Source organism: Frankia sp. CgKIO3, assembly GCF_977946435.1.
Window position 1 is genome coordinate 1 of sequence record NZ_CDWTMO010000034.1, and the last position, 19,825, is coordinate 19,825.

General features: G+C 69.6%; 17 protein-coding genes and 1 pseudogene. 10 read left to right on the top strand and 8 right to left on the bottom strand.

The window, feature by feature from the left end:
• The 3 genes and pseudogenes from AC08OJ_RS06270 to AC08OJ_RS06280 form a co-directional block, all read right to left on the bottom strand.
• Positions 1-544, bottom strand: a pseudogene (locus AC08OJ_RS06270) (serine/threonine protein kinase); the annotation flags it as partial.
• Complete coding sequence (locus AC08OJ_RS06275; protein WP_476595277.1) at positions 541-1,707, bottom strand: serine/threonine-protein kinase; 1,167 nt, start codon at positions 1,705-1,707, stop codon at positions 541-543. The gene AC08OJ_RS06275 and the pseudogene AC08OJ_RS06270, both read right to left, overlap by 4 nt.
• Positions 1,708-1,888: 181 nt before the next feature.
• Positions 1,889-3,763, bottom strand: a complete 1,875-nt coding sequence (locus tag AC08OJ_RS06280) for a serine/threonine-protein kinase (RefSeq protein ID WP_476592055.1) — start codon at positions 3,761-3,763, stop codon at positions 1,889-1,891.
• 118 nt (positions 3,764-3,881) lie between these two features.
• On the opposite strand from AC08OJ_RS06280, the gene AC08OJ_RS06285 reads away from it, so the two are divergent.
• From AC08OJ_RS06285 to AC08OJ_RS06300, 4 genes are all read left to right on the top strand, one after another.
• Positions 3,882-4,316 carry a cytidine deaminase gene (locus tag AC08OJ_RS06285; protein ID WP_462186664.1) on the top strand — a complete coding sequence of 145 codons (435 nt, stop codon included), beginning with the start codon at positions 3,882-3,884 and terminating at the stop codon, positions 4,314-4,316.
• Positions 4,313-5,617 carry a thymidine phosphorylase gene (locus AC08OJ_RS06290; protein ID WP_476592054.1) on the top strand — a complete coding sequence of 435 codons (1,305 nt, stop codon included), beginning with the start codon at positions 4,313-4,315 and terminating at the stop codon, positions 5,615-5,617. The genes AC08OJ_RS06285 and AC08OJ_RS06290 overlap by 4 nt, the downstream gene beginning before the upstream one ends.
• Positions 5,618-5,722: 105 nt before the next feature.
• Complete coding sequence (locus AC08OJ_RS06295; RefSeq protein WP_476592053.1) at positions 5,723-6,823, top strand: adenosine deaminase; 1,101 nt, start codon at positions 5,723-5,725, stop codon at positions 6,821-6,823.
• The gene (locus tag AC08OJ_RS06300; RefSeq protein WP_476595272.1) at positions 6,823-7,428 is read left to right on the top strand and encodes a DNA-3-methyladenine glycosylase I; all 606 of its coding nucleotides are present in this window, start codon (positions 6,823-6,825) and stop codon (positions 7,426-7,428) included. The genes AC08OJ_RS06295 and AC08OJ_RS06300 overlap by 1 nt, the downstream gene beginning before the upstream one ends.
• A gap of 51 nt (positions 7,429-7,479) precedes the next feature.
• Here the strand turns inward: AC08OJ_RS06300 and deoC are convergent, their stop codons facing one another.
• Positions 7,480-8,259, bottom strand: a complete 780-nt coding sequence (deoC, locus tag AC08OJ_RS06305) for a deoxyribose-phosphate aldolase (RefSeq protein ID WP_476592051.1) — start codon at positions 8,257-8,259, stop codon at positions 7,480-7,482.
• 40 nt (positions 8,260-8,299) lie between these two features.
• Between deoC and upp the strand changes: the two genes are divergently transcribed.
• The gene (gene upp, locus AC08OJ_RS06310) at positions 8,300-8,938 is read left to right on the top strand and encodes a uracil phosphoribosyltransferase (RefSeq protein WP_476592050.1); all 639 of its coding nucleotides are present in this window, start codon (positions 8,300-8,302) and stop codon (positions 8,936-8,938) included.
• On the opposite strand, the gene AC08OJ_RS06315 is transcribed toward upp, so the two are convergent.
• Complete coding sequence (locus AC08OJ_RS06315) at positions 8,884-10,809, bottom strand: phospho-sugar mutase (protein WP_476595273.1); 1,926 nt, start codon at positions 10,807-10,809, stop codon at positions 8,884-8,886. The two genes, upp and AC08OJ_RS06315, sit on opposite strands and share 55 nt — an antisense overlap.
• An 18-nt stretch (positions 10,810-10,827) precedes the next feature.
• The gene (locus tag AC08OJ_RS06320; RefSeq protein ID WP_476595274.1) at positions 10,828-11,640 is read right to left on the bottom strand and encodes a purine-nucleoside phosphorylase; all 813 of its coding nucleotides are present in this window, start codon (positions 11,638-11,640) and stop codon (positions 10,828-10,830) included.
• Positions 11,641-11,679: 39 nt separating this feature from the next.
• Between AC08OJ_RS06320 and AC08OJ_RS06325 the strand changes: the two genes are divergently transcribed.
• From AC08OJ_RS06325 to AC08OJ_RS06340, 4 genes are all read left to right on the top strand, one after another.
• A complete protein-coding gene (locus AC08OJ_RS06325; protein ID WP_462186670.1) occupies positions 11,680-12,066 on the top strand; it encodes a hypothetical protein in 387 nt (128 codons plus the stop codon).
• A 191-nt stretch (positions 12,067-12,257) separates the two neighbouring features.
• Positions 12,258-14,096: an aspartate--tRNA ligase gene (gene aspS, locus AC08OJ_RS06330; protein WP_476592047.1), complete on the top strand. Its 1,839-nt coding sequence runs from the start codon at positions 12,258-12,260 to the stop codon at positions 14,094-14,096.
• A 224-nt stretch (positions 14,097-14,320) separates the two neighbouring features.
• On the top strand, positions 14,321-15,469 hold the full coding sequence (locus tag AC08OJ_RS06335) for a glutamate--cysteine ligase (RefSeq protein ID WP_476592046.1): 1,149 nt from the start codon (positions 14,321-14,323) through the stop codon (positions 15,467-15,469).
• Between the two features lie 75 nt (positions 15,470-15,544).
• Positions 15,545-16,762: an amidohydrolase gene (locus tag AC08OJ_RS06340; RefSeq protein WP_476592045.1), complete on the top strand. Its 1,218-nt coding sequence runs from the start codon at positions 15,545-15,547 to the stop codon at positions 16,760-16,762.
• Between the two features lie 4 nt (positions 16,763-16,766).
• On the opposite strand, the gene AC08OJ_RS06345 is transcribed toward AC08OJ_RS06340, so the two are convergent.
• Entirely contained in the window at positions 16,767-17,207 is a 441-nt protein-coding gene (locus tag AC08OJ_RS06345; protein ID WP_011435148.1) for a gamma-glutamylcyclotransferase family protein, read from the bottom strand.
• Between the two features lie 193 nt (positions 17,208-17,400).
• On the opposite strand from AC08OJ_RS06345, the gene AC08OJ_RS06350 reads away from it, so the two are divergent.
• Positions 17,401-18,882, top strand: a complete 1,482-nt coding sequence (locus AC08OJ_RS06350; protein WP_476592044.1) for an NAD(P)H-quinone dehydrogenase — start codon at positions 17,401-17,403, stop codon at positions 18,880-18,882.
• Between the two features lie 530 nt (positions 18,883-19,412).
• Here AC08OJ_RS06350 and AC08OJ_RS06355 read toward each other — a convergent pair.
• The gene (locus AC08OJ_RS06355; protein ID WP_462203569.1) at positions 19,413-19,823 is read right to left on the bottom strand and encodes a DUF5313 family protein; all 411 of its coding nucleotides are present in this window, start codon (positions 19,821-19,823) and stop codon (positions 19,413-19,415) included.
• Positions 19,824-19,825: the final 2 nt, after the last annotated feature.

Here is a 19,825-nt window from a genome sequence, read left to right on the forward strand (position 1 = left end):
GGTAGGTGTAGCGCGGGGAGTCCGGGGCGACGACCTCAGACGTGGTGGATCGTGAGGTCACGGCCGGGGGGGAGGAAGCGATGGTCGCGATGGGCGGTGGCGTGGTCTGCTGCGCGGTGACATCGTTCGGCTCGGGGGTCGAGCCGCCGGAGGTCAGTCCGACAGTCAGGGCGATGGCCGCGCCCATCACGAGCATGGCCGCTCCGGCCACGACCGCGATCGTCCGCTGTCGACGCCGCTGGGGGTCGCCCGGTCCGTGACCGTGCCCGTCGCGGCGGGGAGGCTCGGCGCGGCGCCGGGCCTCGCCGAGGGGCAACAGTCCGGCGGCGTGATTGTCGTCGTCGAACAGATCCAGGTCGGAGGTCGCCGACACGGGGGTGGCCGCGCCGATGCGGGTCACGTCGTCGTCCACCGGAGACCCCGTCACGCTGTTGAGCCCGATGCTGGTCGGCGTGTCGTGGTCGGGCTCGGGCTCGGGCTCGGGCCGCGTCCGGCCAGGCGGTGCTGCGCGGTTCTGCGGCGTGGTCCGGTCCAGCGGGATCACGTGGTTCGATGGGCCGGTGCGGCCGGGTTCCCCACGACCGGTGTGCGACTCGGCAGCGCCCGCAGCCGCCACGGTGGTCCCGTCAAGGGGGTTGAGTAGGGGATCCACAGTGACGTAGCGGGGACGGGCGGCGCGGCGGCGGACGCCGAGCGGTTCGTCGGGCGCGGGACAGCCCCCTGGTCTCCCACGGCCGCCGGAGCCGCCTCGCCCGCCTGGACTCCCGCGGTCCCGGCGACACCGCCGCCCGACCCCTGCCGGGAATCTGCGGCCGGTCCGGCGCCTGCTGCCGGCTCGGCCGGGTCGTCGAGGTTCTCCAGGCCGACGTCGACGGAACTCGCGTCCGTCTCCTCGCCAGTCCGAGGACGGGCGTGCATGACCGAAGCCGGTACCGGATTCGCATTGCGCGCGATCGGGATCAGCCGCCGGCGGATCTCCGTCACGTCGGGCCGCTCCTCGGCCGGCCGGTCCATCAGGTCACTGAGCAGGTTGCGCAACGGGCCGGCTAGCCGGAAGGCCCGCCGGCGGCCCTCGACCACGGCGGTCAGTACGGCGTAGGTCTCCGGGCCCTCGAACGGCGGCTGGCCCTCGACAGCCGAGTACAGCGTCGCGCCGAGCCCCCACAGGTCGCTCGCGGGAGTGCCGGAGGAGCCCCGGACCCGCTCGGGAGCGATGTAGGCCGGGGAGCCGACCAGGGCCCCAGCGCCGGTCAGGGTCACGTCGCCCTCGGTCGCGGCGATGCCGAAGCCGGTGAGCCGCACCCGGCCGTCCCGCCCGAGCAGGACGTTCCCGGGCTTGACGTCGCGGTGGAGCACGCCCGCCGAATGGGCCGCGGCGAGCGCGTCGGTCAGCGCCAGCCCGATCGCGGCGATCTGGTCGAAGGGCAGCGGGCCCTGGTTGCGGATCACATCGCCGAGGCTGTCCGCGTCGACGAGTTCCATGATGGTCCAGTGCCGCTGATGTTCCTCGACCACGTCGTACACCGAGACGATGGCGGGACTGTGCAGCCTGGCCAGGGCACGGGCCTCGCGAAGAACCCGGGCCCGGATCGCGTCGCGCTCGTTCTGCGCGCCGGCCATCGGCACGAGGATCTCTTTGATGGCGACCGGGCGCTGGAGTAGTTCGTCCTCACCGCGCCAGACGCTACCGGCTCCACCACGCCCGATAGGCGTGGTGGAGCCGGTAGCGCTGCGCTACGTAGCGAGGTGTGCCGTGCCGGGAGGTGTCCGGGGGCACAATTGCCGATTTAGCCATCGTGTCAAGTCTGACAGATGGACTGATGCGCGCGCCGGACGGCCCGCATCTTTCCGAACACTACGGGCACCGCAAATCCGTCGATGGCCGACATCACGGACCGGGCCGGAAGGTGGCGAACAGCTGGCGCATCAACGGTTGATCTTGCAGCCACAGATCCTCCCTGGTATGCCAGTACAGGGCATACCCGTGGCCGTTGCGAATCGCACCCCGGTTGAGCACATGCACCATGACCCCGTCCGACCCGCGGTACCCGAACTCCCAGTCGGCCTGGTTGGTGCCATCCCCACCATCGCTGGGAGCCAGCCGTATCTGCCGATAATCCCGCACGCTCTGCCGGAAGCCGGCCTCGTTGCGTCGCCAGTCGCCGATGGCAGAGGTGTTTGCTTGCCTGACGCTACCGACACGTAGGAAGGACCGGGCAGCCGGGTCCACGAAGTCGACGTTTCCGGGTCCGCCGGGCCCCTCGCGGCGCTGCCAGTCCGAGGGGTACGCCACGGACCAGCCGGCGGTGGGATCGACGTAGGACACCCAGCCAGGCGGGCCCGTGACCGGGGTGGTTTCCCGAGCGACGGGCTCCCCGGCCGCCGCCGGGCCCGCCGGGGCCGACCCGCCGGCTCCGGTCGGCGACGAGATGCCGCCGGTCTGGTTGGTCGAGGTGCCGCGGCTCTTGTCGTCCGGGCCACCTGTCACCACGATCACGATGCCGATGATCGCGGCGGCGACCAGTGCCACGAGCGTCGCCACGGCGATGGTCACGCGACGCTGATCCCCGGCGTCGGGGTCGCGTGGCGGACCTCCCGCCGGCTCGATTCCCGCCGGCCCGTCGGGCGCCGGCCGCAGCCGGGCGGTCGACGGCGGGGAGGCCGGTGAGGCGGTGGCGAAGAGATTAGCCAGTTCGACGTCGCCGCCGGTGAAACCGTTGCCGTGCCCTCGGCCGATGAGCCGGGCCCCGGCCGGGATTCCGCCCAGGGCACGCATCCGGTCGATCGAGTGGATGCGCTCCAACGGCCCGGTGGGACGGGACCGAGGTGTCCGCGACGGCGTGGCCTCCTGACGCGTCTCGGTGTCCTGGCGGGCTCCGGTGTTCTGCTGAGCTGCGGCGTGCTGGCGGACCGCATCTCGTTCGACTATCTCGCGCAGTCGCCTGCGTACGACGGTGAGCGGTGGTCGGCTCGCCTCGTGCGGGGCCATCAGGTCGTCGATCACCGGTATAAGTGGTCCGGCCAGCCGGAAGGGCTGGCGTCGTCCCTGAACCAGGGCGGTGAGCACCGAAATCGGGTCACCGCCGGAGAAGGGCGGGTAGCCTTCGACGGTGGTGAACAGCGTGGCGCCCAGTCCCCACCGGTCACCCGCGGCGCTGCCGGCATCGCCACGGGCGCGTTCCGGCGGCAGGTAGGCGGGGGAGCCCATCACCATCCCAGTGCTGGTGAGCCGGGGATCCCCCTGGCTGACCGCGATGCCGAAGTCGGTCAGCCGGGCCCGGCCGTCCGCGGTCACCAGCACGTTGCTCGGCTTGACGTCGCGGTGCACCACGCCGAGCCGGTGCGCGGCCTCCAGGGCGTAGGCGAGGCTGATACCGATCCGGCACGTCTCCTCGACCGGCAGCGGTCCGCGATCATTGATGATCGTGGCGAGGGACTGGCCGTCAACGTATTCCATGATGATCCAGGGCAGCTCGCCGTCGTCGATGACGTCGAGGACGGCGACGGCACCGGGATGATGCAGCCGACCGGCGGCGCGCGCCTCGCGTAGGACCCGCTCGCGGGTCAGGTCGCGTTCGTCCGCGTTCTCCCCGAGCGGCAGCTGTACTTCCTTGATTGCAACCAAGCGCTGGAGCAGCTCGTCGGTGGCCCGGTGCACGACGCCGAATCCGCCGCGTCCGATGACCCCGTCGAGCCGGTACCGTCCCCCGACGAGGGCCACCGCTCTGGCCGAACCCGGATTGTCCGGGGACCCGCCTGCCATCCCGTCGTCCCTTCCGATCGCCGGTGGGGCTCGCATCCATGGGATCACATCGTGGCCGGACCGGGGGTCGGGCATGCTGGCGACAGCGACCGAACGGACCACGGACCTGGGGTGCAGTGTGAACGATAAAGACTGGGAGCGGTTGCGGAACGCCGCTGTCCGTGTCGCACAGAGCGCCTACGCGCCCTACTCGGGTCTGCGGGTGGGTGCTGCTGCACTGGTCGTGGATCTGCCGGACGCCGCCGGGCGTACCACCGGTGACGACCCGTGGATCGTCGTCGGCTGCAATGTCGAGAACGCGTCCTACGGCCTCGGGCTGTGCGCCGAATGCGGTCTCGTCTCGGCGCTGCACGCCAGAGGCGGTGGTCGGCTGCTGGCGTTCGCCTGCGTCGACTCCGACGGTGCGCCGTTGGCGCCCTGCGGACGGTGCCGCCAGCTGCTCTACGAGCACGGCGGGCCGGATCTGCTCGTCGCCACGGGCGACGGCGTGCGCACCATCGCGGACCTGCTCCCCGCAGCGTTCGGACCGCACGATCTACCGGGTGTCGCGTGAGCGGGAGTTTCGACGTCGTCGATCTGATCCGGGCCAAGCGGGACGGTCGACCCGTCGATCTCCGGGCCGTCGACTGGCTCATTGACGCCTACACCCGGGGTCTGGTCGCCGACGAGCAGATGTCGGCGTACCTGATGGCGGTGGTGTGGCGCGGGATGGCTTCCGCCGAGCTGGACCGCTGGACCGCCGCAATGATCGACAGTGGGGAGCGCCTGGACCTGACCGGCGTGGGACGTCCCACCGTCGACAAACACTCCACCGGAGGGGTCGGCGACAAGGTCTCGCTCGTGCTGGTGCCGCTGGTCGCCGCCTGTGGGGCCGCGGTCCCACAGCTCGCCGGGCGGGGGCTCGGTCACACCGGTGGAACGCTGGACAAGATGGAGGCGATCCCCGGCTGGCGGGCGGATCTGTCGGCCGCCCGGATGCGTGAGCTCCTCGCCGAGGTGGGTGCGGTGATCTGTGCCGCGGGTGCCGGCCTCGCTCCGGCCGACCGCCGGCTCTACGCGCTGCGGGACGTCACCGGAACCGTCGAGTCGATCCCGCTCATCGCATCGTCGATCATGAGTAAGAAGATCGCCGAGGGCACGTCGGCGCTGGTCCTGGACGTCAAGGTCGGCTCTGGGGCCTTCATGACGTCGGTGGGCGAGGCCCGTGAGCTCGCCCGGGCGATGGTCCGGATCGGCGTTGCCGCCGGGGTCCGCACCGAGGCCCTGCTGACCGGGATGGACCACCCCCTCGGCCGGACCGCCGGGCACGCGCTGGAGGTGGCCGAGGCCGTGGAGACCCTCCGTGGTGGTGGGCCGGCGGATCTGGTGGAGGTCACCGTCGCGCTGGCCAGAGCGATGATCGACCTCGTCGCCGCCGAGCTCGGCCACCGGTCCGGCGCTCTCCATGATCCCGCGCAGGTGCTGGCTGCCGGGGACGCTTTTGCGGTGTGGCGGGCGATGGTCGCGGCCCAGGGCGGCGATCCGGACGCGCCGCTTCCGGCGGCGAGCCATGTCGAGACCGTCCCCGCGCCGGCGACCGGCTATCTCCACCGCCTGGACGCCCGAGCGGTCGGCGTGGCGGCTTGGCGGCTTGGCGCGGGCCGGGCCCGCAAGGAGGACGCGGTCTCCGCGACGGCGGGCGTGCGGTGGCGGGTGGGAATCGGTGACCCGGTCACGGCCGGCGAGCCGCTGCTGGAACTGCACACCGACGACCCGGCCAGCGTCGAGCGGGCCCGGGAGGCCCTGACGGGAGCGGTGGAGGTCGCCGCGACGCCGCCCCCGAGCACACCGCTCGTCCTCGATCACCTCAGCTGAACCGATCACCTCAGCTGAACCGGTCCCGGCAGTCCGGGTCGTCATCGTGCCGTCGCTGTTCTGTCGTACCCGTGGCCTACCGTCGAGACGATGACGGAGGACATGATGACGAACGACGCACGGCCCCCGACGATCACGGTTGAGGACATCCGCCGGGTGCCGAAGGTACTGCTTCATGACCATCTTGACGGCGGGCTCCGGCCGGCCACGGTGGTCGAGCTCGCCGACGAGACCGGTTACCGCGATCTGCCGACCACGGACGTCCACACCCTGAGCATGTGGTTTCGTGGCGGCGCGCATAGCGGCTCGCTCGTCCGCTACCTGGAGACGTTCCGGCACACGGTGGGGGTGATGCAGACCCAGGAGGCCATCATGCGGGTGGCGCGGGAGTGCGCGGAGGATCTCGCGGCCGACGGCGTCGTCTACGCCGAGGTGCGGTTCGCCCCCGAGCTGCACGTCGAGCGCGGGCTGTCCCTGGACGCGGTGGTCGAGGCCGTGCTTGACGGGTTCCGGGCCGGTTCGGCCGGCACACCGCTGCACCTTCGCGCCCTGCTCACCGCGATGCGCCATCAGGCCCGCTCACTGGAGATCGCGGAGCTCGTGGTCCGGTGGCGCGATGCCGGCGTGGTCGGGTTCGACATCGCGGGCGCCGAGGCGGGCAATCCGCCTACCCGTCACCTGGACGCCTTCCAGTACATCCAGCGGGCGAACGGCCACTTCACGATCCATGCAGGCGAGGCGTTCGGCCTGCCGTCGATCTGGGAGGCCGTGCAGTGGTGCAACGCCGATCGGCTGGGGCACGGAGTGCGCATCGTCGATGACATCACGGTCGATCCGGACGGTAAGGCGATCCTCGGTGATCTCGCGAACTACGTGCGCGACGTCCGGGTGCCGCTGGAGATGTGTCCCTCGTCGAACGTGCACACCGGAGCCGCGCCGAGCATCGAGCGGCACCCCATCGGGCTGCTTCGCCGGCTGCAGTTCCGGGTCACGGTCAACACGGACAACAGGCTGATGAGCGGCGTGTCGCTGTCGAGTGAGTTCGCGACCCTCGTGGACGTCAACGGCTACGGCTGGTCCGACATCCGCTGGCTCACCCTCAACGCGATGAAGTCCGCCTTCCTGCCCTTCGACCGGCGGCTCGATTTCATCAACAACGTCATCAAGCCGGGCTATGCGGAGCTTGTCTCCGCGGAGTCAGCCTGATGAGCGGTGGGCCGGTGAGGCCCGCCTCGGATGTCGTGGTGGGAGCCGATGGTTGCCCGCGATGCCCGTGGGGTCTGTCCGCGCCGGAGTACGTCGCCTACCACGACGACGAGTGGGGGCGTCCGGTCAGGGACACGGTCGGTCTGTTCGAGCGGCTGACGCTGGAGGCGTTCCAGTCCGGCCTGTCGTGGTTGACGATCCTGCGCAAGCGGCCGGCGTTCCGGGCGGCGTTCGCCGGATTCGACCCGGCCGCCGTGGCCGCGTTCGGTTCCGCGGATGTCGACCGGCTGCTCGCCGACGCCGGCATCGTCCGAAACCGCCGCAAGATCGAGGCGACGATCGCCAATGCCCGCGCCGTCCTTACGCTGGACCGTCCCCTCGAGGATCTGATCTGGTCGTTCCAGCCGGAGCCGATGGGGCGGGTGGCGCCGGCCACCCTCGCCGACGTGCCGGCGAAGACCCCCGAGTCGGTGGCGCTCGTCAAGGGGCTGCGCGCGGCCGGGTTCGTCTTCGTCGGTCCGACCACCGCCTATGCCCTGATGCAGGCCTGCGGGCTCGTTGATGATCATCTGTCTGGCTGCTGGGTGGCGGGGCGCGTGGGCTAGCCGTCAGATCTCGGCTGTGGCCGTCGGCGGCGGATCATCCGGGGAAGCCGGTCACCTGGGAAAGCCGGCGAGCACATCCGCGGAGGCGGACAGTCCGAGCCGGGTCGCGCCGGCCTCGATCATCTCGATCGCCTTCTCGGCGGTGCGGATGCCGCCCGAGGCTTTGATGCCGAGCCGGCCACCCACGGCCGCCGCCACCGCCCGCACTGCGCGCACGCTGGCCCCGCCGGCCGGGTGGAAACCGGTGGAGGTCTTGACGAACTCGGCGCCGCCGGCCTCCGCTGCCCGGCAGGCGGCGACGATGCTCTCGTCCGGCAGCAGGGCCGTCTCCAGGATGACCTTGAGCACGACGTCCGGCGGCACCGACAGCCGGACCTCGGTGATTTCGGTCTCGATCGCTCGCCAGTTCTCGTCCATCGCGTTGGCGATGTCGATGACCATGTCGATCTCCGTGGCGCCGTCCGCGACCGCCCGCCGCGCCTCCTCGGCCTTGATGACGGTCAGGTGCGTGCCGTGCGGAAAGCCGATGACGGAGGCGACGCCGAAGGCCGGCCCGACCTCACCGCCGTCCCGTCGGGTACTCGCGGCGGCCAGGTAGACATGGGTCGGCGCCACACAGACGGCACCGACACCCAGCTTGGCAGCTTCCCCGCACAGCGCGAGTATCTCCTCGCCGGTGGCGGACGGCTGTAGCAGTGTGTGGTCGACTATCCGGGCCACCTCGGCGCGCCGCAGCGTGGGGCGAGCGCCGGCGGCCGGTCGGGAGGGGCACTTCTCGGGTTCCTCGCCGGGACGGTCCGATCCGGCCGGAGCCGTTGTCATACGTTGCATCATTGCCGATCGCCCGGCTTCGCGTACGAGGAGTCCTTCCGTGCAGCTGCACATCGTCGACCATCCCCTCGCGGCCTCGTCGCTGACCGTCCTGCGGGACGAGCGCACGCCCCGGTCCCGGTTCCGGCCCGTCCTATACGACCTGGCGATGATGCTCGTGTACGAGGCGACCCGTACGCTGCCGACGATGCCGGTCACCGTCACGACTCCGCTGGCCACGACCTCCGGGGTGCGGTTGGCCGCGGAACCGGTCGTCGTCCCGGTGCTGCGGGCCGGGCTCGGCATGCTGCCGGCGGCGCTCAACCTGCTTCCCGACGCCCACACCGCGTTCATCGGGCTCTCCCGCGACGAGACGACCTTCGAACCCACGGCCTACCTGGAGGCGGTGCCCACCGATCTGGCCGGCCGCCCGGTGCTGCTGCTCGACCCGATGCTCGCCACCGGCGGTTCGGCCCTGCACTGCCTGCGGCTGCTCGCCGACCGCGGGGCGCGGGGCGTCACCGTGGTCTCCGTGGTGGCAGCACCGGAGGGCCTTGCGGCGCTGGAATCCGGTGGCCCTGCGGTCGGCACGGCCGACCTGACCGTTGTGACCGCCGTGGTCGACGAGAGATTGAACGAGACGGCCTATATTGTGCCCGGGCTCGGCGACGCGGGTGATCGGATCTTCGGCGAGATGTGATCTCCGTCGCGTCCGTCGAGCAGATTGCCCGCGGCCGTGTGCAGGTGGAGCAGGCGTGCCACGGCCTGGTCCCGAGCCGCGGGCACCGCGTCGACGGCATGCCCCGGCACCGGCTCCACGGTCTCGAGGTACACCTTCAGTTTGGGTTCGGTCCCGCTCGGGCGGAAGATCACCCGATCCTCGTCGAGGAGCAGCATGAGCACGTCGGCGGGTGGCAGGACCGGATGCGCCGCGTCGGCACGGTCCATGGGGCCGGCACGGTCCACGGGGCGTGCGGGTCGAGGGGGGATCCCTCCCGCCGGTGCGTTCCCGTCCCGCCCGCCGGCCAGCAGGTCACGGACTCCGGTGACGGGACGCCCGGCGAGGCTGGTCGGCGGCTGGACCCGCAGGCGGTGCATCATCTCGTCGATCTGGGTGACGTCGTCGAAGCGCGCCGAGTGTTGCCCCGTGAGATGGACACCGAGTCGTGCGGACAACTCGTCGAGCAGGCCTGGCAGGGTCCGACCTCGTCGCTTCGCCCGCGCGGCGATCAGAGCGATGGCGAGGGCGGCGGTGATGCCGTCCTTGTCGCGGACCAGATCCGGGGCGACGGCGTATCCGAGTGCCTCCTCGTAGCCGAAGACCAGCCGCGCGTCCGCACGCATGATCCACTTGAAGCCGGTCAGCGTTTCGGCGTAAGGAATCCCGACCTCGGCGGCCAGCGCACGCAGACCGGAGGAGCTGACGATGGTGGTCGCTACCGGACCGGGGCGGGAGCGCAGGACATGATCGGCGAGAAGCAGACCGACCTCGTCACCGCTGAGTACCCGCCCTCCGACGGCGACGGCGCACCGGTCGGCGTCGGGATCGTTGGCGAGTACCAGATCGGCGTCGATGCGCTCGCCGAGCGCCAGAACCCGGTCCATCGCCCCCGCCTCCTCGGGGTTCGGCCACTGGACTGTCGGAAACTCCGGATCGGGTTCGGCCTGCTCGTGGACGACATCGGGTGCGGCGAGACCCGCGGCGGTGAACACGGCGCTGAGAACGGCTGCGCCGACACCGTGCAACGGGGTGTACGCAACGGTCAGGGCCGTCGCGTCCGTGGTCACGTCTGTGCGTAGGTCGGTGGCTGTGGCTGTGGCTGTGGCTGTGGCTGCCCGGCCGGCGGTGGCCGCCGCGTGTATGTAGTCGTCGACGACATCCGCATCGAGCCTCCGCCAGGTCTCGGCGAGTGGGATCGCCCGGGCGGGGCCGGCAGCCGCGATCATTCCTTCGATCTCACTGTCCGCCGGAGCCACGAGCTGCGCCCCCCGCGCGGCGCCCGAGGAGGCATCACCCAGGTAGACCTTATAGCCGTTGTCGGTGGCCGGATTGTGGCTGGCCGTGACCATCACGCCGGCGTCCGCGCCCAGCCTGCGCACGGCGAAGGCCAGCACCGGAGTGGGCACCGGCCCGGGGAGTACCAGCGCCCGCAGTCCGGCACCGGCGAACACCCGGGCGCTGTCGAGGGCGAACGCCTCGCTGCGATGCCGGGCGTCGTAGCCGACGACGACGGTCGCCGTCGAGGAACTCGGTGCCGCCTGTGCTGGTGGTGTCGCCCTGCTCGTGAGCCAGGTGGCGAGTCCGGCGGCGGCGCGGCGCACCACGGCGGTGTTCATGCCGGCTGGACCGGCGCGCAGTGGCCCGCGCAACCCGGCTGTGCCGAACCGCAGCGGTCCGTGGAAACGTGTGGCCAGCTCCGCGAGCAGCGTGGCATCGTGACCCGCGCCGTCGCGCAGCCGGGCCAGTTCGGCCTGGTCAGCGGGATCCGGATCATCGGCCAGCCAGGCCTCGACCTGCTCGGCGAGTGGGCTGGGCAGGGACGTCGGGCCTGGTCGGGACGAGGACGGCATCGCGATTCCGCTGTGGTCCTACAGCCGGGTGACGATGTCGGCGAGCAGGATACCCATGCGTTCCGCGGCGGCAGCTCCCGTGGCCAGCACCTCGAGATGATCTAGCGGCTCGCCGCTCATCCCCGCTGCGAAGTTGGTGACCAGGGACAGGGCCAGCACCTCCGCTCCGGCGGCCCGCGCCGCGATCGTCTCGTGCACGGTCGACATGCCGACCAGGTCGGCTCCCAGGAACCGCAGCATGCGGATCTCTGCGGGTGTCTCGAAGTGCGGACCGGGCAGTCCCGCATACACTCCTTCGGCCAGGGTGGGATCGACCTCGCGGGCAAGCGCCCGTAGCCGGGGGGAATAGGCGTCGGTCAGGTCGGTGAACGCCGGACCGACCAGGGGTGAGCGGCCGGTCAGGTTCAGGTGGTCGGCGACCAGGACGGGCTGGCCGACGTACATGTCCGCGCGCAGACCGCCGGCGGCGTTCGTCAGTATGACGGTCGACGCGCCGGCCGCACAGGCCAGGCGGACCGCGTGGACCACCCGGGACAGGTCATGGCCCTCGTAGGGATGTACGCGGCCCAGATAGATCAACAGGCGGCGGTCGCCGAGCTGGACGGAGCGTGCGGTCGGCTTGTGCCCGGGAACGTCGGTGTTGGATGGGAAGCCGCCGAGTTGGGTAAACGTGACCTCGGTGACGTCGGTCGCCTGCCGGGACAGTACATCGGCGGCCGGGGGCCAGCCCGATCCCAGCACAATCGCGATGTCGTGCCGGTCGGCTCCGGTCAGCTCGGCCAGGGTGGCGGCCGAGGCCACCGCGTTCGGTTCGTCCGCCTGTGCCCTCACCCGGCGACTGTACGGGGTGCGTGGAGGACACTGACGCCGGTGCCCCTGATACCGTCCCATCGTCGTCTCCCGGCAGTGCCCTTGGAGTCCGGCGAGTTCATCGAGGTCGTGCTGCGCGGTCGGCTCACCGACCCGAGCGGGCCCGGACGGTTCACGGCGAAGGTCGAATCCTTCGTCGGACACCGGTTCGGGGCCTCGCGCTGGATCATGCTGACCGATCGGCGGCTGCTGGTCCTCGCCCCCTTCCCGCGGGAGGGCGACTGGTTCGACGTCGTCTTCGACCGTCGTGAGGTGACGGCGTCCCGAGGCGTCAAGCACGGAGATGTGATCACCGTCGAGCTCACCACTCCCCGCGGCCGTCAGGTCCTGCGCATCTCGGCCCGGCTACGCGGGGAGGCGGGCCGTTTCATCCGCGCGCTGCGCTAACGGCGAACGATCTCGCCGTGCGGGCCCGTGCGGCCTGTCCGGCCCATGCGGTCGCCGGGAGCGGCGGTCTCGCGGTTACCGGCCGATAGGGTCAGGACTGGATCCCGCGACGGGCGCAGTGACATCGCCACACATCTGGCGAGAAAAGTACCCGGCGGGCCGGACCAGACTGCGATGGGAACAACGGATCGATGACTACGACCCAGTCGACCACCGGCGAGCTACCGATCCCGGTGGCGGGGGCCGCCACCTCGGGCGGGCGGCAGCGCACGGCCATGCGCACACATCTGTGCGGTGATCTGCGATCGGATCACGTTGACCAGACCGTGACGGTGTGTGGCTGGGTGGCGCACCGCCGTCAGCACGGCCAGTCGCTGACCTTCGTCGACCTGCGTGACCATTCCGGGATCATTCAGGCGGTCGTCGACGGCTCGGTCGACGTCCGGACCGAGTACGTGTTGCGGATCACCGGTACCGTCGCCGTCCGCCCGGAGGGGACCGCGAACCCCGCCCTGGCCACGGGCGAGGTCGAGCTACGCGACTGCGAGGTGCAGGTGCTCTCGGTCGCGACACCGCCGCCGTTCCCGCTGGACGATCGAGCCGACTCCGTCGATGAGACCACTCGTCTCGCCTACCGCTATCTCGATCTGCGCCGTGACCGGATGCAGCGCAACCTGCGGATCCGCTCGGCGGTTCTTGCGGCGATGCGCTCGGCGCTCGCCCCGCTGGACTTCGTCGAGGTCGAGACGCCGCTGCTGATGCCCTCGACACCGGAGGGAGCGCGGGAGTTCATCGTCCCGTCGCGCCAGTTCCCAGGCAGTTTTTACGCCCTCCCGCAGTCACCCCAGCTTTTCAAGCAGTTGCTCATGGTGGGCGGGACGGATCGCTATTTCCAGTTCGCCCGATGTCTGCGCGACGAGGACCTGCGGGCCGACCGGCAGTACGAGTTCACCCAGCTCGACCTCGAGATGAGCTTCGTGGACCAGGACGACGTGCTCGGCGTGACGTCGGCGGCGGTTTTGGCCGCGGCCCGGGCGGTGACCGGCGGCCCCGTGCTGCCGATCGAGCGGATGTCCTGGCACGAAGCGATGAACCGCTTCGGGGTCGACAAGCCGGACCTGCGGTTCGGCATGGAACTCATAGGGCTGACCGCGGTCTTCGCGGGTAGCGGTTTCAAGGCGTTCGCCGGGGCCGAGGCCGTCAAGGGAATCCGCGTACCCGGCGGGTCAGCCTCGCACAACCGGCGCAAGCTCGACGATCTCACCGCGCGGGCGAGGGGACTGGGCGCGAAGGGCCTGGTCTGGATGCGGGTCGGTCCCGGCGGCGAGCTGGAGTCCCCGGTGGCGAAGTTTCTCGCCGCCGAGGAACTCGCCGGCATCGTCGCGGCAACCGCGGCGGTGGCGGGCGACCTTCTTCTCCTGGTCGCCGACGAGTGGGCGACCACCTGCGAGGTGCTCGGCCAGCTTCGCAACGATCTGGGCCGCCCGCCGGCCGGCGAAGGTCCCTTGCGGTTCGTGTGGGTCGTCGACTTCCCGCTGTTCGTCGGGGTGGATCCCGGCACCGGACGGCCGAAGCCGGGGCATCACCCCTTCACCCGTCCGCACCCCGACGATGTGGACAAGCTGGAGACCGATCCGCTCGCGGTGCGTAGCCGGGCGTACGACCTGGTGCTCAACGGCTGGGAACTCGGATCTGGCTCGATCCGGATCCATGAGAGCGATCTCCAGCAGCGCATCTTCGGGATCCTCGGAATCTCGCCGGCGGAGGCGAAGGCTCGATTCGGCTTCTTCCTCACCCCTTTCGGCTACGGGGCGCCACCGCACGGCGGATTCGCGGTGGGGATCGACCGGTTGGTGGCGATCCTCGCCGGTGAGGAGAACATCCGGGAGGTCATCGCTTTTCCCAAGACCCAGTCGGGACTCGACCCATTGACGGGCGCCCCGACGCCCGTGACCGATCGTCAGCTGCGTGAGCTGGGGATGCGGGTGGTCACTGCACCGGCACCGGCACCGGGCCCGGTAGCCGTCTGAGCGCGTCGGGCCCGGCCGATGGGCGGTGAGGTGGTCGGGCCGGGCATTGCCGCGACCAAGCCTTTGGCCAGCTCCCCGGTGGGGGGTGGTGGGGTAGGAACGGGCCGAATGGGGTAGTCACCTTCTGCTGCCCGTGAGCCGACCTGCTGCCCGTGAGCCGAGCCGGTGGGTGACGGCTGTCTGGTGCTGGTACCGACCCCGAGATCCCGACCCGAGGAGGCTAGGTGCAGATCCCTTTCTCGTCGTCGTCGAGCACCAGTCTCGGCATCGAATGGGAGCTGCAGCTCGTCGACCAGCAATCGCGCGAACTTCGCGGCGAGGCCAGCGGGATTCTTCACGAGCTGCGGGCGAAGGCCGGGGAGCGCGAGGCGCCCAAGGCCAAGCACGAGCTGTTCGAGTCGACCATCGAGGTCGTCACCGGGGTCTGCGACTCGGTGGAGGAAGCGACCGCGGACCTGGCTGGAACCGTCTCGCTGCTGCGCGATCTGGCGGAACGGCGCGGGATCGGGCTGATGTGCAGCGGCACGCATCCGGCCAGTGACTATATGGGGCAGCGCATCACCGAGGATCATCGCTATTTCCGGCTGGTCAGCCAGATGCAGTGGTTGGCCCGGCGGCTGCTCATCTTCGGCGTCCACGTACACGTCGGAGTGCGGTCTGCGGACAAGGTCATGCCGATCGTGAACGCTCTGATGGCCTATGTCCCGCATTTTCTCGCCCTGTCGGCGTCGTCGCCCTACTGGCTGGGCGGAGACACCGGGCTGGCCTCATCCCGATCACAGGTCTTCGCGAGCCTGCCCACCGCGGGACTGCCGTACCCGTTGGAGGACTGGCCGGGTTTCGAGTCGTTCATGGAGACACTGATTGTCTCCGGCACCATCGAGACGATCCGCGAGGTCTGGTGGGACATTCGTCCACATCCCAACTTCGGCACCGTGGAACTGCGGGTCTGCGATGGTCTGCCGTCCCTGATGGAGGTGGGGGCGGTCGCGGCTCTCGCGCAGTGCCTGGTTGACCGCATGAACACCCAGATCGATCGTGGGTATCGCCTCCCGACTCCGCAACGATGGCTCGTGCAGGAGAACAAGTGGCGAGCGGCCCGGTACGGTCTGGACACACAGATCATCGTCGATGGTCGGGGCGGTATCCGGCCGGTCCGGGACGAGATCACCGATCTCGTGGAGGATCTGCTTCCGGTCGCCCACCGCCTCGGTTGTTCATCCGAGCTCTCCGACGCGCTGACCATCCTGCGGACGGGCGCGAGCTATACCCGGCAGCGGGACGCCGCCCGGCGGGCCGGTGGAGATCTCATCCGGGTCGTCGATACCCTGCTCGAAGAGATGAATATGGGCCGTCCGGTAGTCGACGGCTAGACACGTCGGCGAATACCCCGAACCGCACGCGTTCAGGGCCCGCGTGGCGTGTGCAGGGAGGAGCCCGGCCGGCAGATGAAGGTTGACGAGACCGCGGCGGTCGCCGGGTGGGTGGCCGCGCACGAATCCGAGCTGATCGCGTTGCGTCGCGATCTCCACGCCCACCCGGAGCTCGGCCGGCGGGAGCACCGCACCGCCGAGCAGGTCGAGGCGCGACTCCGGGCCGCGGGACTGTCGCCGCAGCGCCTGCCGGACCTTCCTGGCCTGTGGTGTGATATCGGTCTCGGCGTCGATCATGATCCAGACGCTCCCGTGATCATGCTGCGGGCCGACATGGACGCTCTTCCACTCTCGGATATCAAGGACGTGCGGTACCGCTCCACCGTTCCGGGTGTGGCTCACGCTTGCGGACATGACGTGCACACGACCGTGGCGCTCGGCGCCGGACTCGCGCTTGCCGAGATCGCACGCGTGTCTACGCTGCCCGGGACCGTGCGCCTGGTGTTCCAGCCCGCGGAGGAGCTCATGCCGGGCGGCGCGTTGGACGTCATCGACGCGGGAGTGCTGAAGCCGGTGACCACGGCGATCGCGGTGCACTGCGATCCGGCGCTCGACCTGGGCATGATCGGTCTGCGGACGGGTCCGATCACCTCTGCCGCCGATGCCGTCGAAATCACGTTGGCCGGGCCCGGCGGTCACACCTCCCGGCCACAGAACACAGTCGACCTGGTGTACGCGCTCGTCCGCCTTGCAGCCGATCTTCCTGCCGCGTTGGGGCGACTAGTCGATCCCAGGTCGGCGCTCTCCCTGGTCTGGGGTCATGTGCAGGCGGGAACCGTTACCAACGCCATCCCTCGAACCGGTCAGCTCCGAGGCACGATCCGCACTTTGTCCCGGGAGACCTGGGAGAGCGTGCCGGCGCTGGTCACTCAGGTTGCCGAGCAGCTCATCGCACCGTACGGAGCACAGATCGTGGTCGACTACCGGCGTGGCGTGCCGCCCGTGGTGAACAGCGTGGATGTCGTCGAGGTCCTTCGGACCGTCGTCGACCGTGTGTTTGGTCACGGGGCCTCCACCATGGTGGCGCAATCGCTTGGTGGCGAGGACTTCGGTTGGTATCTGAACCACGTGCCGGGGGCCTTGGCCCGATTGGGCACTCGGACACCCGGCGGCCACACCTACGACCTTCACCAGGGTAGCTTCGACGTGGACGAGAGAGCGATGGGTGTGGGCGTGAAGCTGCTTGCCGGCGCGGCTCTCGATCTGCTGACCCAGACGCCACCGGCGCCGTGATGCGTCACGCAGTCGGTCGCGAACGGAGCTCGGCCACGTAGTCGGCGGGTGCCCCAGCCTTCTCCGCGGAATCGGCAATCATCTCGAGGTACCGGCGCGACGGGAGTCCTCCCTCGTAGGCGTCGAGAACATACGTCCAGGCGAGAGCCTCCCCATCGAGGGTGGAGACCCGCACCCGGATGCGGGTGTACAGGCCGGTGTCCGCGCCTTCCCAGACGTCGAGCCGTTCCAGGTCGTAACGGTCGAGGTCGTACAGAAGGACGTACGCGTGGGCACCCGGAGCCTCGACGATGGTCGGCAAGGCTCCATCCCAACCGACGTTCTCACCGCCGAACGTGAGGCGCCAACCGTTGATCCATCCAGTGCCGGTCACGGGCGAATGCGGGGCCCGCTCCTTCATCTGCGCCGGGTCGAGGTTGCCGGCGTAAGCCGCGTACAAGGTCATTGTGATCTCTCGGAGGGTTACGGTGCGTGATTATAACTGTAATTTCCGCTCATGAAAGGAGGAAGATGGCCCTACCTGACATCGCTGATGTCGGACTCCGTCTGCGATCCTATGGAGCCTTCCGCACCGGCAGGAGAGCGGCCGCGGCGGCGGGGCAAGATGATAAGGAAGCGATACCGGATCGGGAGGGCACGTGACTCGCATCATCATTCTTGGTGGAGGGCCCGGAGGCTACGAGGCGGCTCTCGTTGGAGCCTCACTCGGAGCGACGGTCACCGTCATCGACTCGGACGGGGTCGGTGGTGCCTGTGTGCTCACCGACTGCGTCCCCTCCAAAACCTTGATCGCGACTTCGGAGACCATGACGAACCTTGCTCTGGCTCCCGGCCTGGGTGTCCGCCCGCATAGTCTCGGCCCTGGGCCGGAACCGGCGTTGCCCCCTGTGGCCTGGGGGATCAGTACCGGCGCGGACTCGGGCACCCGGCCGCTCACGCCCCCGGAGGTCGTCAATGTGGATGCGGAGCAGGTGTACGAACGGGTCCGTGATCTAGCCAAGGCCCAGTCCCTGGACATTGAGCGCCGGCTCGAGCGCGAGAAGGTCGATGTCGTGCACGCCTCTGGGCGTCTTGTCGGGCCGCACGCAATCGAAACCAGCGCCGGTGAAACCTTCGTCGGCGATGTGATTTTGATCGCGACCGGCGCCTCACCACGCGATCTCCCCACGGCCCAGCCGGATGGTGAGCGGATTCTCACCTGGCGACACCTCTACGACCTCAAGGAGATACCCGAACATCTGGTCGTCGTCGGTTCCGGCGTCACCGGAGCTGAGTTCGCCAGCGCGTATCGGGCGCTTGGCGCCGAGGTCACGCTGGTTTCTTCGCGCGAACGCGTGCTGCCGGGGGAGGACCCGGATGCTGCCCGGGTCATCGAGGATGTGTTCGTGCGGCGTGGGATCGAGGTGCTCAACCGATCGCGGGCGGCGTCGGTACGGCGCATCGGGGACGGTGTGATCGTCGAGCTGACCGACGGCCGGACCGTCACGGGAAGCCATGCTCTGATGGCGGTTGGTTCGGTACCCCGCACCAAGGGCCTCGGGCTGACTGACGTGGGGGTGCGGCTTGGGCCTGGTGGGCATGTGAACGTGGACCGGATGTCGCGGACCTCGGTGCCGGGTGTCTACGCGGCCGGTGACTGCACTGGAGTCCTCCCGCTCGCATCGGTCGCCGCGATGCAGGGGCGTATCGCCATGTGGCACGCCCTCGGCGAGGCCGTCACACCCTTGCGGCTCGGGACGGTGTCGTCCAACATCTTCACCGAGCCGGAAATCGCCACCGTCGGAGTCACGCAGGTGATGAAGGACACCGGGGCAGTCGCAGCCGAGGTAACCACAGTTCCACTCTCGCGGAATCCGCGGGCGAAGATGATGGGTATTGAGGACGGCTTCGTGAAACTGTTCTGCCGTCCGGGGAGTGGAAGCGTGCTTGGCGGTGTTATTGTCGCGCCGCGTGCATCCGAACTCATCCTCTCTATCTCGCTCGCGGTCGAACACGGTCTGACCGTCGATCAAATCGCACATACGTTCTCGATCTACCCGTCGCTCTCCGGGTCGATCACCGAGGCGGCTCGCGTCCTGCGTACGCGCGACTTCTTCGCGGGATTCGACAACCCGGAGTGAGCAGGGGCCCGGCAGGACCGCATGCGGAACCTCCTGCCATGTCGGGCTGCCATGCCGGGACGACGGCCGGCGCGGCGAGTACTGCCGACGCCTGCCTGTGGAGAAGGCTACGAGCAGGGCTTTTCCACCGGGTCGCGTCTGGGGGATCGTCTGTTCCCGTAGGCGCGGCCGGCGATGTCCGCGGGATGGAACCGGTTCGCGGCGTGGCTCTGACTCTCGGGCCGACGTGCCGAAGGCATCATCGTCTGAAGCATGCGGGTGAGTAAGAGGTCCGGGTGTCGTGTCGAAAAAGACACGACGGGAAGCCCGGGACGGCCGGCCGCCCCGGGCTCACATGGCTCTTCGCGGAAGGACTGGAGGTTGCGCCAGGACAAGCCTGGGCATTTCGTCTGGACGAGCCCAGAGGGGCGTCGATATCACATATCACCAGAGCAGTATCTGGCGGATGTTGTTATCGAGGGGCGCCTCCGGCCCGAGGTGCACCGGTCCGAGTAAGCGAAAAGTTGAGAAATGTGACATCCCTGGTTAAATCACTCCGTGTCCCCGTCCTCCTTGTCCTCATCATCGCTCGTGGGGAAAACCGGAGGAAAGCCATGCTGTTCCAGTCGGCGGTTCCGGAAGAACCCGCTGGTGGCGAAGCCGAGCCCGATCCCAGAGATCAGAAGAAACGCGACGACGACGGCTCGGACTCCGAACTCACCGGGCAGCAGGGAAAAGATCAGCGCGAAGGGCAACATCAGCAGGAAGGGCCGTGCCGCCTGGCGCAGCCTCCAGCCGGGGCCGGTGAGGTCATGCGAGACCCAGTCGTTGTAGGCCGGAGGAAGGGTCCCCCCAAGCAGGTAGTGCACTCGCCCGGTCAGCGGTGGTCGCTGAACGACTGGGCGGGCCACCGCCAGCTCCCGGTCCTGGCCGCTCACCGTCGGGCTGTCGTTACCGTCCATAC